The sequence below is a fragment of the Pasteurella pantherarum genome (genome assembly GCF_049670885.1).
Lineage (GTDB): Bacteria > Pseudomonadota > Gammaproteobacteria > Enterobacterales > Pasteurellaceae > Pasteurella.
Window position 1 is genome coordinate 1267378 of record NZ_CP187173.1, and the last position, 13694, is coordinate 1281071.

14 protein-coding genes are annotated in these 13694 nt (G+C 39.7%); 6 read left to right on the forward strand and 8 right to left on the reverse strand.

The genetic code is table 11. The features are described from left to right. Window positions 1-29: 29 nt before the first annotated feature. The 3 genes from ybfE to fur are packed head-to-tail and all read left to right on the forward strand — an operon-like array spanning window position 30 to window position 1312. Window positions 30-314, forward strand: a complete 285-nt coding sequence (gene ybfE / locus ACPEEM_RS05985) for a LexA regulated protein (protein ID WP_424402691.1) — start codon at window positions 30-32, stop codon at window positions 312-314. Between the two features lie 5 nt (window positions 315-319). Further along, window positions 320-844: a flavodoxin FldA gene (gene fldA / locus ACPEEM_RS05990; RefSeq protein WP_424402690.1), complete on the forward strand. Its 525-nt coding sequence runs from the start codon at window positions 320-322 to the stop codon at window positions 842-844. Window positions 845-868: 24 nt separating this feature from the next. Further along, window positions 869-1312 (forward strand): ferric iron uptake transcriptional regulator, encoded by a 444-nt coding sequence (gene fur, locus ACPEEM_RS05995; RefSeq protein ID WP_424402689.1) that lies wholly within the window; start codon window positions 869-871, stop codon window positions 1310-1312. A gap of 94 nt (window positions 1313-1406) precedes the next feature. Here fur and ubiG read toward each other — a convergent pair whose 3' ends face one another. Further along, the gene (gene ubiG, locus ACPEEM_RS06000; protein WP_424408169.1) at window positions 1407-2135 is read right to left on the reverse strand and encodes a bifunctional 2-polyprenyl-6-hydroxyphenol methylase/3-demethylubiquinol 3-O-methyltransferase UbiG; all 729 of its coding nucleotides are present in this window, start codon (window positions 2133-2135) and stop codon (window positions 1407-1409) included. Between the two features lie 151 nt (window positions 2136-2286). Here ubiG and gyrA point away from each other — a divergent pair, with 151 nt between their 5' ends. Together gyrA and ACPEEM_RS06010 are read left to right on the forward strand one after the other, a co-directional pair. Then, on the forward strand, window positions 2287-4974 hold the full coding sequence (gyrA, locus tag ACPEEM_RS06005; protein WP_424408171.1) for a DNA topoisomerase (ATP-hydrolyzing) subunit A: 2688 nt from the start codon (window positions 2287-2289) through the stop codon (window positions 4972-4974). Between the two features lie 60 nt (window positions 4975-5034). Next, on the forward strand, window positions 5035-5385 hold the full coding sequence (locus tag ACPEEM_RS06010) for a SirB2 family protein (protein ID WP_424408173.1): 351 nt from the start codon (window positions 5035-5037) through the stop codon (window positions 5383-5385). Window positions 5386-5621: 236 nt separating this feature from the next. Here the strand turns inward: ACPEEM_RS06010 and yciH are convergent, their stop codons facing one another. The 7 genes from yciH to cmk all read right to left on the reverse strand — a co-directional run bounded on the left by yciH (window position 5622) and on the right by cmk (window position 11030). After that, window positions 5622-5939 (reverse strand): stress response translation initiation inhibitor YciH, encoded by a 318-nt coding sequence (yciH, locus tag ACPEEM_RS06015; RefSeq protein ID WP_424402685.1) that lies wholly within the window; start codon window positions 5937-5939, stop codon window positions 5622-5624. 5 nt (window positions 5940-5944) lie between these two features. Then, window positions 5945-6646, reverse strand: a complete 702-nt coding sequence (gene pyrF, locus ACPEEM_RS06020; RefSeq protein WP_424402684.1) for an orotidine-5'-phosphate decarboxylase — start codon at window positions 6644-6646, stop codon at window positions 5945-5947. 22 nt (window positions 6647-6668) lie between these two features. Beyond that, window positions 6669-7859 carry a lipopolysaccharide assembly protein LapB gene (gene lapB / locus ACPEEM_RS06025; RefSeq protein ID WP_424408175.1) on the reverse strand — a complete coding sequence of 397 codons (1191 nt, stop codon included), beginning with the start codon at window positions 7857-7859 and terminating at the stop codon, window positions 6669-6671. 2 nt (window positions 7860-7861) lie between these two features. After that, a complete protein-coding gene (locus tag ACPEEM_RS06030; RefSeq protein WP_424402682.1) occupies window positions 7862-8155 on the reverse strand; it encodes a LapA family protein in 294 nt (97 codons plus the stop codon). A gap of 94 nt (window positions 8156-8249) precedes the next feature. Then, window positions 8250-8534, reverse strand: a complete 285-nt coding sequence (locus ACPEEM_RS06035) for an integration host factor subunit beta (RefSeq protein ID WP_424402681.1) — start codon at window positions 8532-8534, stop codon at window positions 8250-8252. A gap of 68 nt (window positions 8535-8602) precedes the next feature. Continuing rightward, complete coding sequence (gene rpsA / locus ACPEEM_RS06040) at window positions 8603-10252, reverse strand: 30S ribosomal protein S1 (RefSeq protein WP_424402680.1); 1650 nt, start codon at window positions 10250-10252, stop codon at window positions 8603-8605. Between the two features lie 94 nt (window positions 10253-10346). Next, a complete protein-coding gene (gene cmk, locus ACPEEM_RS06045; RefSeq protein ID WP_424402679.1) occupies window positions 10347-11030 on the reverse strand; it encodes a (d)CMP kinase in 684 nt (227 codons plus the stop codon). Window positions 11031-11381: 351 nt separating this feature from the next. On the opposite strand from cmk, the gene ACPEEM_RS06050 reads away from it, so the two are divergent. Next, on the forward strand, window positions 11382-13544 hold the full coding sequence (locus ACPEEM_RS06050) for an ornithine decarboxylase (protein ID WP_424408177.1): 2163 nt from the start codon (window positions 11382-11384) through the stop codon (window positions 13542-13544). The last annotated feature ends 150 nt before the right edge of the window (window positions 13545-13694 follow it).

Genomic DNA, 13694 nt, shown 5'->3' on the forward strand with positions numbered 1-13694 from the left:
TAGCCACGGATTTTCAGTGATTTGACAAAATGGCAAAACAAGACGCAGATTGTATTACATTAGATCTCTTTGCTAATACTCCCAAAGTTGGACGCCCCAAAACAAATCCACTGAGTCGTGAACAACAAGTCCGTATTAATAAACGTAATCAATTAAAACGTGATAAATCCATCGGATTAAAACGGGTAGAATTAAAATTACATATGGATTTAGTTGAACAACTAGAAGATTTGGCGGCAACTTTGAATGTTAGTCGATCAGAAGTGATTGTAACTATTTTACAAGATTATTTTAATATTCAAGAACATAGGTAACAAAGATGGCTGTTGTTGGTTTATTTTATGGCAGTGATACTGGTAATACGGAAAATATTGCCAAAATGATTCAAAAACAACTAGGTAGTAATTTAGTTGATATTCATGATATTGCAAAAAGTACAAAAGAAGATATTGAAGCATATGATTTCTTAATGATTGGTATCCCAACCTGGTATTACGGTGAAGCACAATGTGACTGGGACGATTTCTTTCCGACTTTAGAAGAAATTGATTTCACTGATAAATTAGTGGCTATTTTTGGCTGTGGGGATCAAGAAGACTACGCTGAGTATTTCTGCGATGCGATGGGAACAGTCCGCAATATTATTGAACCAAGAGGGGCAATTATTGTGGGACACTGGCCAACCGAGGGCTATAACTTTGAAGTTTCCCAAGCATTAGTGGATGAAAAAACTTTCGTAGGCTTATGCATTGATGAAGATCGACAACCTGAACTGACCGCAGAACGTGTGGAAAAATGGGTTAAGCAAGTGTATGACGAAATGTGTTTAGCAGAACTTGCTTAATAGCAAAATGATTAAGGGGCTACTATGTCTGAAGAAAATATCAAACTTTTGAAAAAAGCAGGGCTGAAAATTACCGAACCTCGTTTAACTATTTTGGCATTAATGCAAGAAAAAAATAGTATGCAACATTTCTCGGCGGAAGATATCTACAAAATGTTGTTAGAAAGAGGGGAAGAAATTGGTTTAGCCACCGTTTATCGTGTTTTAAACCAATTCGATGAAGCCAATATCCTGATCCGCCACAACTTTGAAGGCAATAAATCCGTTTTTGAATTAGCACCAGGCGAACACCATGACCATATTATTTGTGTCGACTGTGGCAAAGTGTTTGAGTTCAACGATGACATTATTGAAAAACGTCAACGTGAAATTTCAAAACAACACGGTATTGAACTTGCAACACATAGCTTGTACCTTTACGGAAAATGTAGCAATGTGAATAAATGCGATGAAAATGGTAAAAAATAGTTTATTTTCTCTTTTCATTTAAAAAGTGCGGTATAAATTTTCATGATTTATACCGCACTTTTTCATTTCAAACTTATATTCATCACTTTTCAATTCAAGCTTGAATGCGAAAACTTGCCATATAATTGGCACTGACATCTTTATTTAACCAAAAGGTTCCTGTCAATGGATTATAATGATAGCCTGCCATATCGAAACAGGTTAATTGAGCTTCATCACACCAATTGAGTAACTCAGCAGGTTTAATGAATTTGTCATAATCATGTGTTCCTTTGGGCAACAGTTTCAACACATATTCCGCCCCAATAATCACCAACGCCCATGCTTTCAAGGTGCGATTAATGGTTGAGAAAAAAACAACACCATTGGGTTTTAATAATTGCTTACAACTTGCGATAATCGAGCTAGGATCAGGCACATGCTCTAACATTTCCATGCAGGTGATCACATCAAATTTCTCTTCCTCACCTTTTTCAGCATAACGTGCGGTCTGATTTTGTAAAAAATCTTCAATGGTAATTTGTTGATAATCAATGCATAATCCACTCTCTAACGCATGATTTTTCGCCACTTGCAAAGGGGCGGATGACATATCAATCCCCGTCACCGTTGCCCCTTGTTTTGCCATGCTTTCTGACAAAATACCGCCACCACAGCCTACATCTAACACCTTTTTGCCCATTAGCCCATTGGCTTGCTGTGCGATATAGCGTAAACGCAGTGGGTTAAGCTGATGAATCGGTTTAAAATCCCCTTGAGGATCCCACCAACTTTTTGCCATTTTTTCGAATTTTTCCAATTCTTGCTGATCGATATTTTGCATTTGATTTTTCTTATGGGGTTGAATAAAAACAATGCATTATTATTCCCCAAATCCAACAAAATTTCACTATAAAATTAGAGGGGAAACAGATTTTGTGCTATAATTCCGACAATTTTTTGATTAATCAAACTTAATGATTAGGAAGTTTTCAATGACCGATTTAGTCCAAGATACTATTCATCAAGACATTAGCCCAATCAGTATTGAAGAAGAACTGAAATCTTCATATCTGGATTATGCGATGTCTGTCATCGTAGGACGTGCGTTACCCGACGTGCGTGACGGTTTAAAACCAGTGCATCGTCGAGTGTTATTTGCCATGCATGAAGGCGGCAATGCATATAACAAACCTTATCGTAAATGTGCCCGTATCGTGGGTGATGTTATCGGTAAATATCACCCTCACGGTGATAGTGCGGTCTATGATACCCTCGTGCGTATGGCACAGCCTTTCTCATTGCGTTATATGCTTGTTGATGGTCAAGGTAACTTCGGTTCAATTGATGGTGATGCAGCGGCGGCTATGCGTTATACCGAAGCTCGCATGACAAAAATCGCCCATGAATTATTAGCCGATCTTGATAAAGAAACCGTCAACTTTTTACCTAACTATGATGGTTCTGAACAAATTCCTGAAGTCCTTCCTACCAAAGTACCGACACTCTTAGTCAACGGTTCTTCCGGTATTGCCGTGGGAATGGCAACCAATATTCCCCCACACAACCTCGGAGAAGTGTTAGACGGTTGTTTAGCCTATATCGAAAACAATGACATCACTATTGATGAATTAATGACGCATATTCCAGGTCCCGACTTCCCTACTGCTGCCTTAATCAATGGTCGCAAAGGCATTGAAGAAGCCTATAAAACAGGGCGAGGAAAAATCTATGTGCGTGCCAAAGCCGAAGTGGAAACCGATGAAAAAGGCGGTGAAACCATTGTCGTTCATGAAATTCCTTATCAAGTCAACAAAGCAAAATTAATCGAAAAAATCGCCGATCTTGTCAAAGAGAAAAAAGTCGAAGGCATCAGTGCGATCACGGATTTGTCCGACAAAGACGGTATGCGAATTGAAATTAAAATCAAACGAGATGCTGTCGGTGAAGTGGTACTAAACAACCTTTATGCCTTAACTCAATTACAAGTCACCTTCGGGATCAATATTGTTGCCTTAGACAAAGGTCAACCAAAACTGCTCAATCTGAAACAGTTAATCGAAGCGTTCGTATTACATCGCCGTGAAGTGGTCACTCGTCGTACGGTTTATGAATTACGTAAAGCCCGTGAACGTGCTCATATTTTAGAGGGATTAGCCATTGCACTTGCCAATGTGGATCCAATCATTGAGCTCATCCGCCAAGCCCCTAATCCAGAAAGTGCAAAACGTGCGTTATTAGCACAAGCTTGGGCGTTGGGTCATGTATCACAAATGCTCGCAGCCACAGGCGTTGATGCCGCACGCCCAGAAGACCTGGAAGCACAATATGGCATTCATGATAATGTTTATTACCTGACCGAAGTGCAAGCGCAAGCAATTTTAGATTTACGTTTACAAAAACTCACCAACTTAGGTCATGATGAAATTCTTGATGAATATAAAAAGCTACTTGATGCCATCGGTGAGCTATTACATATCTTACGCAGTCCTGAGCGTTTAATGGAAGTGATTCGTGAAGAGTTAGAACAAATTCGTGAACAATTCAATGACCCACGTCGTACAGAAATTACCGCAAGCTCTGGCGATATCAATCTTGAAGATTTAATCGCTCAAGAAGATGTGGTGGTCACCCTTTCACACGAAGGCTATGTCAAATATCAGCCATTAACAGACTATGAAGCTCAACGTCGTGGTGGCAAAGGAAAATCGGCAGCAAAAACCAAAGAAGAAGACTTTATTGAACGTCTTTTAGTCGCCAATACCCATGACACCATTCTGTGTTTCTCAAGCCGTGGGCGTTTATATTGGTTAAAAGTTTATCAACTCCCACAAGCTAGCCGAGGGGCACGTGGCAGACCTATCGTCAATATTCTCCCCTTAGATGAAAATGAACGAATCACCGCAATCTTGCCTGTTGCCGCTTATGAAGAAGATAAATTTGTGGTCATGGCAACGGCTGGCGGTATCGTGAAAAAAATTGCCTTAACCGAATTTAGTCGTCCACGCTCAAGCGGGATTATCGCATTGAACTTACGTGATGAAGATGAACTCATTGGTGTGGATATTACCGACGGAAACAATGAAATCATGCTTTTCTCAGCACAAGGTCGTGTGGTTCGCTTTAATGAAAATGCGGTGCGTGCGATGGGTCGCGCCGCAACTGGGGTGCGAGGCATCAAACTGGCATTAACCAATGACCTGTCTGAAGATGAAAGTGCGGTCGAAATTGAAGAGGTTTCTGAAGATAACGCTTCAGAGGTGCTCGATCTGAATATTGATAAAGTGGTGTCTTTAGTCGTACCTAAAAATGACGGGGCTATCTTAACCGCCACACAAAACGGCTATGGTAAACGCACGGCGTTGGCAGAATATCCAACAAAATCGCGTAACACCAAAGGGGTGATTTCTATCAAAGTGAGTGAACGCAACGGTAAAGTGGTGGCGGCTACCCAAGTTGAAGAAAGCGATCAAATTATGTTGATTACAGATGCGGGCACACTCGTACGTACCCGTGTAAGTGAAATCAGCGTCGTGAGTCGTAATACACAAGGTGTTCGTTTAATTCGTACTGGTGATGATGAAACCTTAGTCGGATTACAACGTATCTGTGAAGTTGATGAAGAGGATGCGGAAGATGTCGCCCCTGAAAGTGGGGGAGAAAATCCTGATACCGTAGAGTAAAGTATTTTTAAGCAAAGGCAGTAGTGTTGCTACTGCTTTTTTCATTTGGGAGGAATCAAAATGGACCTTTATTTAATTTATACCCATATTGTTTGTGCATTTTTAAGCCTTATTTTGTTGTTGGTTCGTGGTGTCATGCAACTGATGGGTAAAAATTGGCGTGAAAAGAAATTACTAAAAATCATACCGCACCTAAGCGATACCTTATTACTCATCACTGGGGTGAGTATGTTTATTCTATTCAGCCATAGTTTTGAAATTTGGTTTATCTGTAAAATGCTATTACTCGTTGCCTATATTGTATTTGCGGCGAAATTCTTTAGCAAAAAAGCAACCCAAATTAAACCGCACTTTTTCGCCCTCGCCGTTATTGCCTTAAGTGCATCAATTTTAGTGGCATATTCACACTAATAAGTGATGAATTGCTGATAAATCAAGCGTTTAAGTAGTTAAATGACAAATATAGGATTTAAATAACACCTCTTTAATAAAGAGTGCGGTCAATTTCAAAAAAGTTTTATCCAACTAAAAAGGTGTAACGGGCAAAAATCCCACATTTTTGTCCATTACACCTAAAAAAAGATTGAAACCTGACATCGTCAGACATTTCAATCTTTTTTCATTTTATACACAGCAAATGACTAAAACTAGCCGCCTGCTAGCTTAACTTGATAGCCTTTTTGTTCAAGTAATTGTTTGAGCAAATCTCGTTTTTCCCCCTGAATTTCAATGGTGCCATTTTTTACTGCACCACCACAACCACAGCGTTTTTTTAATTCTGCGGCAAGCAGTTTTAATTCTGCATCGGCTAAATCTAATCCTGTAATGACGGATACTCCACTGCCTTTCCGACCACTTACTTGGCGTTGAATACGTACAATGCCATCACCTTTTGGGCGGATGGGTTGAGGTTTTTCTATTTTAATGCGACCTGTTTCGGTCGAATAAACCAGTTCACTTGACATGATAATTAATTTGCCACTTTTAACGATGCATTAATCGCTTTTAAGACTTCAGCAGGATTATCTGCTTGCGTGATTGGGCGACCAATAACTAAATAATCAGAACCAGAACGGATAGCCGCAGCAGGCGTCATCACACGACGCTGATCGCCAAAATCACTGCCAATAGGGCGAATGCCTGGTGTGATCAATTTAAAATCTTTTCCACAATTTGCTCGTAAAATTTCGACTTCTTGTGGAGAACACACCACCCCATCTAGCCCCGCACGCTGTGTTAAGTTAGCTAAACGAATCACTTGCTCCATTGGCGATGCATTAATACCAATTTGTAATAGGTCTAAATCTTCCATGCTCGTGAGCACCGTAACGCTGATCAGTAAAGGTGCATCTTTGCCATAAGGTTCTAGAATTTTTTTGGCTTCTTCCATCATGCGTAAACCACCACTGGCGTGAAGATCGACCATCCACACACCTAAATCTGCCGCAGAACGTACCGCTCTTGCCACTGTATTTGGGATGTCATGGAATTTTAAATCTAAGAAAACATCAAAATCACGTTTATGTAGTTCTTTCACAAATTTTGTGCCTAAGGTGGTAAACATTTCTTTACCCACTTTTAAACGACATAAGCTTGGATCAATTTGGTCCACTAGACGTAGAGCCTCTTCTTCTTTTTCGTAATCCAATGCAACAATAATTTTACTTGTCATAATTTTCCCTCTCTGTGTTCAATTAATTATGTTCAATTCCATCAATTGGCTTAATGCTTTCCCAACGACGGCAAGATGGGCAGCACCATATTAATTTATGTGCAGAGTAACCGCATTTTGCACAGCGATACCCAGCCCTTTGTTTAATACGCTCCCCTACCATTTTATGTAATAACACTAAACTTTCTTTCCCTCGCCCAGATTCTGCATCATCAATTTGATATTGAATAAAACGATGAAATAACAGCGTGGTAGGATGCTGGTTTAATTGTTGATAAAGTTTTGCTTGTGCCGCTGCTTTACCATCAATTTCCTCAATCAAATCAGCTAACGCCAATTCCACCGCACTATTTTTTACTGAATGACTTGCTTTAATGAGAAAAAGCTCAAAATTTTCAAGTTGATTAAGCTGCTGATAACAGTCCTTTAACGGGGCAAGAATTTCACCTACATAAGCAGGTTTTTGTTGTAATACATTTTCTAAAATACGCACCGCACTTTGATAGTCTTTACGTGCAATCAATAATTCACCAAGTAGCATAGAGGCTCTCACACATTGTGGCGAAACCTTTAATGCTTGCTCCAACCAAGGACGAGGATCCTCTTTTTCTTGCAAGGCTAGCGACTTGGCATATTCACAATAATATTGTGCTAATTCAATGTTATCTTCTTTTGGAGCAATTTTTTCCAATTTTTCTGCGACATTAATCGCTTTTTTCCACTCTTTCGTTTTCTGATAAAGCTGAGCCAATTGTTGCAAGGCATTTTCAGCGAATTCGGGCTCATCCACCAAAATGATATACAAGGTTTCCGCTCGATCATAAAAACCAATGGTCATAAAGTCTTTCGCCAGTTGCTGTTTGGCGAGTAATTTTTGTTCAAAAGTATAGTCAGGGCTACGGTCTAATGCTTGGTGAATGCGTAAAGCCCGATCCACCTCGCCACGAGAACGATATAAGTTCCCCAACGTCAGCTCCGCTTCAAATTGGGAACTGCTTTCAATTTCATTTTCTGTTTCTTGTTTTTGCAGAATATTAAGAAACAAATCAACCGCTTTTTCGGGTTGATTTGATAAAAGAAAATTTACCCCCGTCACATAATCACGGGATAATTTATTGCTGATACTTTCCTGATCTTTCTTCGCACTTCGATGCCCCATATACCAACCATATGCCGCAGCAATAGGCAAAAGCAAGAAAAGTAATTCAAGCATGCTTAAACAGCCTTATCTCGACTTGCTGTTAATTCATTGATTTGTAAGGTTTGACGTTTCACTTGACGTGTTAGTGATATATTTTGAAATTTCAATTTGAGGTAAAAAATGCCTGTAATCAACCACCCTAAAATTAACCCTAAACCAAATAAAATTGCCACTAAGGTGGAAAGCTGAACTTCACTTTTAGCAATCATGTAATTAAAAGTGATGACTTGATCGTTGTTTGCCCCAATAGTAATTGCCACAAGCACGATAGCAAGCACCAGTACGAATCCTAAAATATATTTGATCATCACGTTTCTCCTAATAAAAATCTGCTTTCCATTATGCCAAAAATAAATACAAAAAACGACACTAAAGGTGTCGTTATACTCAAGTTAGTTAAAATTATGCGTAAATATCAACACGCTCCCTTAGCTCTTTACCTGCTTTAAAGTGCGGCACAGATTTTGCGTCTAATTTCACCTGTTCACCCGTTTTAGGATTACGACCTAAACGTGGTTGACGATAATGCAATGAGAAACTACCAAATCCTCTTACTTCAATGCGTTTACCATTTTCTAAGGCAAATGACATTTGATCCAAAATTTCTTTTACTGCATTTTCCACATCTTTTGCCGCAATTAAATGATGTTTTTGAACCAAACGCTCAATAAGCTCTGATTTAGTCATGGCTTTCTCCTAACTTATGGGGCTAGCGTGAAAAATCACGCTAGCCAATTTTTATAAGGGGAATGTAATTATTCACCTTTAGCCGCTTTGAATGCTTCAGCCATTGCGTTTGGAATAGCAACTTCTTCTTGTTTGTTATTCACATTTGCAACTGCTGCAGCTTCTTCAGCTTGGTCTTTTGCACGTACAGATAAATGAACGATACGCGCTTTACGATCCACACCAGTGTATTTAGCTTCAACGACATCACCAGCATTCACTTCGTTTGTTAAGTCTGCTGCACGGATGTAACCTTCAACACCACCGTCTAATTCAACTTTTGCACCTTTCGCATCAGCTTCAACAACTTTAGCACTTAATACCGCACCTTTTTTGTTTACTGCAACGAAGTTGTTGAACGGATCTTCTTCAAGTTGTTTGATACCTAAAGAAATACGTTCTTTCACTGCATCAACTTGTAATACGACTGCTGCAACTTCATCACCTTTTTTGTAGTGACGAACAGCTTCTTCGCCTGATACATTCCAAGAAATGTCAGATAAGTGAACTAAACCGTCGATACCACCTTCAAGACCGATGAAGATACCGAAATCAGTAATTGACTTGATTTTACCTTCAACTTTGTCGCCTTTGTTGTGAGTTTCAGCGAATTGTAACCATGGGTTAGGTTTGCATTGTTTTAAACCTAAAGAAATACGACGACGTTCTTCATCGATTTCTAATACCATCACTTCAACCACATCACCTAAGCTAACCACTTTAGATGGGTGAATATTTTTGTTTGTCCAATCCATTTCAGATACGTGAACTAAACCTTCAACGCCATCTAAAATTTCAACGAAGCAACCATAGTCAGTTAAGTTAGTCACTTTACCTGTTAATTTGCTTTCTACTGGGTGGTTTTCAGCAATCGCAACCCATGGATCTTGACCTAATTGTTTTAAGCCTAAAGATACGCGAGTACGATCTTTGTCGAATTTCAATACTTTAACAGTGATTTCATCACCTACATTCACGATTTCGCTTGGGTGTTTAACACGTTTCCAAGCCATATCTGTGATATGTAATAAACCGTCAACACCACCTAAATCTACGAATGCACCGTAGTCGGTTAAGTTCTTAACGATACCTTTAACTTCAGAACCTTCTTGTAAGTTCTCAAGAATTTGTTCACGTTCTTGGCTATTTTCTGATTCAATAACCGCACGACGAGAAACAACAACGTTGTTGCGTTTTTGGTCAAGTTTAATGACTTTAAACTCTAATTCTTTACCTTCTAAGTGTACTGTCTCACGAACTGGACGAGTATCCACTAATGAACCTGGTAAGAATGCACGAACACCGTTTAACTCAACTGTGAAACCACCTTTCACTTTACCGTTGATTAAACCGATAACAGTAGCTTGTTCTTCGTATGCTTTTTCTAAGGCAATCCATGCTTCATTGCGTTTTGCATCCACACGAGATGCAACAGTTTCACCAAAGCCATCATCAACAGCTTTTAATACAACATCAACAACATCACCAACTTGAACTTCTAGTTCGCCTTGTGCGTTTAAAAACTCTTCAGCAGGGATAGATGATTCAGATTTAGAACCTGTATCGACAAGTACAAAGCCTTTTTGAATAGCAACAACAGTACCGCTAACGATAGAACCTTGACGGGTTTCAAGTTCTTTTAATGATTCTTCAAATAGTTGAGCAAAAGATTCAGTCATAATTAATCTTCAATTTAAAATGTAATAACGTCCACATAAAATCCATACCATGTGGGGCTGATAATAAGAGTTTATCCTTCCATGAATAAACGGGTTAAAAATCAATTTTAAGCGTCTGCTGAATATGTTTCAATGCTTGTTGAATCACCTCATCAATACTTAATGAGGTGCTATCTAGCACTAAGGCATCTTCCGCAGCTTGGAGAGGGGCGACTGCTCGATTTCTATCTCGAAAATCGCGTTCCTTTATCTCGGCTAAAATCTGGTCAAAGTTACCACTAATTCCCTTATTTTGCAACTGTTTATAACGTCTTTTTGCACGTTCTTCCGCACTTGCATCTAAAAATAATTTTACTTGTGCCTGCGGGAAAACCACTGTCCCCATATCACGACCATCTGCAATAAGTCCTTGTTCTGAGACAAAATCTTGCTGTAATTGCAAAAGTGCATCACGTACAGCTGGGAAAACAGCGACTTTTGAGGCTGCCTCGGCAACCTGCTGGGTTCTGATCTGACCACTCACATTTTCACCATTTAGCACAATATTGACTTCCCCTTCTTGAGGTAAAAACTGCACATCTAAGTTTCTGGCTAAATCGGCTAATTTTGTTTCGTCATCTAATGGCACCGCACTTTTTAATGCCGCCAGTGCCGTCACGCGATAAATGGCACCACTGTCTAATAAATCAAACCCTAATTTTTCCGCAAGGGCGTAGCATAAAGTGCCTTTTCCTGCACCACTTGGCCCATCCACCGTCACAATAATATTTTTCAGCATAGTTGCATCTCTCAAAAATAAAAAACGAACAAAGGATACCATAACCCTCGCATGGCTAGAACGTTTCTCTCTTCTTAAATCAAAATAAAATTGTAAAAAGTGCGGTGATTTTTCAAAAAGTTTTGTTAATGCTTATTCAAACGGCGTTCGTGCCAATACTCAATTATATTAGCGGATTGCAAGCTGACTCGTTAAACATCGTAACTGGATGTCAGTTTAATCATAGTAAAGGGCGAGGAAGTTCATCTTTTTCCTCATAAAATGAGAAATAATCAGCCGTAAATCTAGTCAAACACATGATATTGGTATACTGTGTGAATTTTTCATGATTTTAGTGATTAGGAGTCTCATATGCCACGTTTTAAAATTGCATATAGTCCATCTGTCAACCCCGATTTCAACACATCAAGATGCTTAGTGCCCATTCAGGAAACCGATTTTACCGATATTGGTGCGATCATTCTGTGTGCGGAGGATATTGATGATTATATTGATCTCATTCAGGCAACCGCATTGCCTATTCCCGTTTTTGTTAGCGTGGCTGAAGGTCAAGTATTGGCTCCTCAATATGTTGATAAAATAAATCCTCTTCAAAAGATAGATCATGCTAATCAGCCCTCTTACAGCCATCAAATTGAAACGGCGATTCAACAATATGAAGAAAAAATCCTCCCGCCGTTTTTCAGTATGTTGATGGAATATGTGAAGATGGGCAATACCACCTTTGCTTGCCCAGGGCACCAAGGTGGTCAATATTTTCACAAACACCCAGCAGGTCGTGTCTTATATGATTTCTACGGGGAAAATATTTTCCGTTCGGATATTTGTAATGCCGATGTCAAATTAGGGGATTTATTAATTCACGAAGGCGTTGCTCGTGATGCACAAATTCATGCAGCTCAAGTTTTTAACGCTGATAAAACCTATTTTGTGTTAAACGGCACCTCTTCTGCCAACAAAGTGGTGACAAACGCCTTACTTTCAGTGGGTGATTTAGTGCTTTTTGATCGCAACAATCATAAATCCGTTCATCATGGTGCATTAATTCAAGCGGGAGCAACGCCCATTTATTTAGAAACTGCCCGTAACCCCTTTGGCTTTATTGGAGGAATTGATAGTCATTGCTTTGATGAGGCATATTTAATATCACTCATTAAAGAGACCGCACCTGAAAAGCTGAGCCTTGCTCGTCCATTTCGTTTAGCTGTGATTCAATTAGGCACTTATGACGGCACGATTTATAACGCCCGTCAAGTGGTGGATAAAATTGGTCATCTTTGTGATTACATTTTGTTTGATTCCGCTTGGGTGGGGTATGAACAGTTTATTCCCATGATGAAAGACTGCTCCCCACTTTTATTAGAATTAACAGAAAAAGATCCCGGCATTATCGTGACACAATCCGTTCACAAGCAACAAGCAGGCTTCTCTCAAGCCTCGCAAATTCACAAAAAAGATAAGCATATCAAAGGGCAACCACGTTATTGTAACCACCGACGTTTTAATAACGCCTTTATGTTACATGCCTCAACCAGTCCATTTTATCCAATGTTTGCCACCCTTGATGTCAACGCCAAAATTCAAGGTAGCCCAGCAGGACGCCGTTTATGGCATGATTGTGTGAAAATCGGGATTGAGGCAAGAAAAATGGTGTTAGCCTCTTGTGAATTTATCAAACCCTTTATTCCACCTGATATCAAAGGGAAAAAATGGCAAGAGTATGACACCGATGAAATTGCCCAAAATCTAGACTTTTTCAAATTCCACAGCACCGATAAATGGCATAAATTTGAGGGGTATCGTGAAAATCAATATTTTATCGACCCTTGCAAATTGATGTTGACCACCCCTGGGATTAATCTTGAAACAGGGGAATATGAAGATTTTGGAATACCCGCCACTATTTTGGCTCACTATCTACGTGAAAACGGCATCATTCCCGAAAAATACGATTTAAACGCCATTTTATTTTTGTTAACCCCTGCGGAAACCTTAACAAAAATGCAAATGCTCGTTGCTCAACTCGCCTCATTTGAAAAGCATATTCAGCAAAATTCGCCATTAAAAGAGGTCTTACCAACCCTATATGCTAACCATCGTGCACGTTATCATGGTTACACCATTCGTCAGCTTTGCCAAGAAATGCACCAGTTGTACAGAAGTTATAATGTGAAAAAACACCAACGCAATTTATTCCGTAAAGCCACATTCCCTGCTTATGCGATGAATCCTAAAGATGCCAACACCGCCTTCGTGCGTAATCAGGTTGAATTGGTGCCATTAACCGAAATCCTTGGACGTATTGCGGCAGAAGGGGCAATCCCTTATCCACCTGGAATTATTTGTGTTGTTCCTGGCGAAAAATGGAATGAAACTGCACAACAATATTTCCTTGCCTTAGAAGACGGGATTAATCGTCTTCCAGGCTTTGCCCCTGAAATTCAAGGGCTTGACTTACAAAAAGAGAATGATGGACGCATACGTGCCTATGGATATGTCGTCGTCGAAAATTAAGTGGCTGAGCAAAAAGTGCGGTGTATTTTCCCGCACTTTTCACCTCCCGCCACCATGGCTTTTCCCTAGCCTTTTGTCGAAAAATAGGTATAATGCCTCGTTACGTAAACGTTTGCTGGTCAAAGCATTTTCACAACCACTCAACTCATG

Coding starts and splice junctions, on each gene's coding strand:
- ybfE (WP_424402691.1), top strand. CDS start 30: ATGGCAAAACAAGACGCAGATTGTATTACATTAGATCTCTTTGCTAAT.
- fldA (WP_424402690.1), top strand. CDS start 320: ATGGCTGTTGTTGGTTTATTTTATGGCAGTGATACTGGTAATACGGAA.
- fur (WP_424402689.1), top strand. CDS start 869: ATGTCTGAAGAAAATATCAAACTTTTGAAAAAAGCAGGGCTGAAAATT.
- ubiG (WP_424408169.1), bottom strand. CDS start 2,135: ATGCAAAATATCGATCAGCAAGAATTGGAAAAATTCGAAAAAATGGCA.
- gyrA (WP_424408171.1), top strand. CDS start 2,287: ATGACCGATTTAGTCCAAGATACTATTCATCAAGACATTAGCCCAATC.
- ACPEEM_RS06010 (WP_424408173.1), top strand. CDS start 5,035: ATGGACCTTTATTTAATTTATACCCATATTGTTTGTGCATTTTTAAGC.
- yciH (WP_424402685.1), bottom strand. CDS start 5,939: ATGTCAAGTGAACTGGTTTATTCGACCGAAACAGGTCGCATTAAAATA.
- pyrF (WP_424402684.1), bottom strand. CDS start 6,646: ATGACAAGTAAAATTATTGTTGCATTGGATTACGAAAAAGAAGAAGAG.
- lapB (WP_424408175.1), bottom strand. CDS start 7,859: ATGCTTGAATTACTTTTCTTGCTTTTGCCTATTGCTGCGGCATATGGT.
- ACPEEM_RS06030 (WP_424402682.1), bottom strand. CDS start 8,155: ATGATCAAATATATTTTAGGATTCGTACTGGTGCTTGCTATCGTGCTT.
- ACPEEM_RS06035 (WP_424402681.1), bottom strand. CDS start 8,534: ATGACTAAATCAGAGCTTATTGAGCGTTTGGTTCAAAAACATCATTTA.
- rpsA (WP_424402680.1), bottom strand. CDS start 10,252: ATGACTGAATCTTTTGCTCAACTATTTGAAGAATCATTAAAAGAACTT.
- cmk (WP_424402679.1), bottom strand. CDS start 11,030: ATGCTGAAAAATATTATTGTGACGGTGGATGGGCCAAGTGGTGCAGGA.
- ACPEEM_RS06050 (WP_424408177.1), top strand. CDS start 11,382: ATGCCACGTTTTAAAATTGCATATAGTCCATCTGTCAACCCCGATTTC.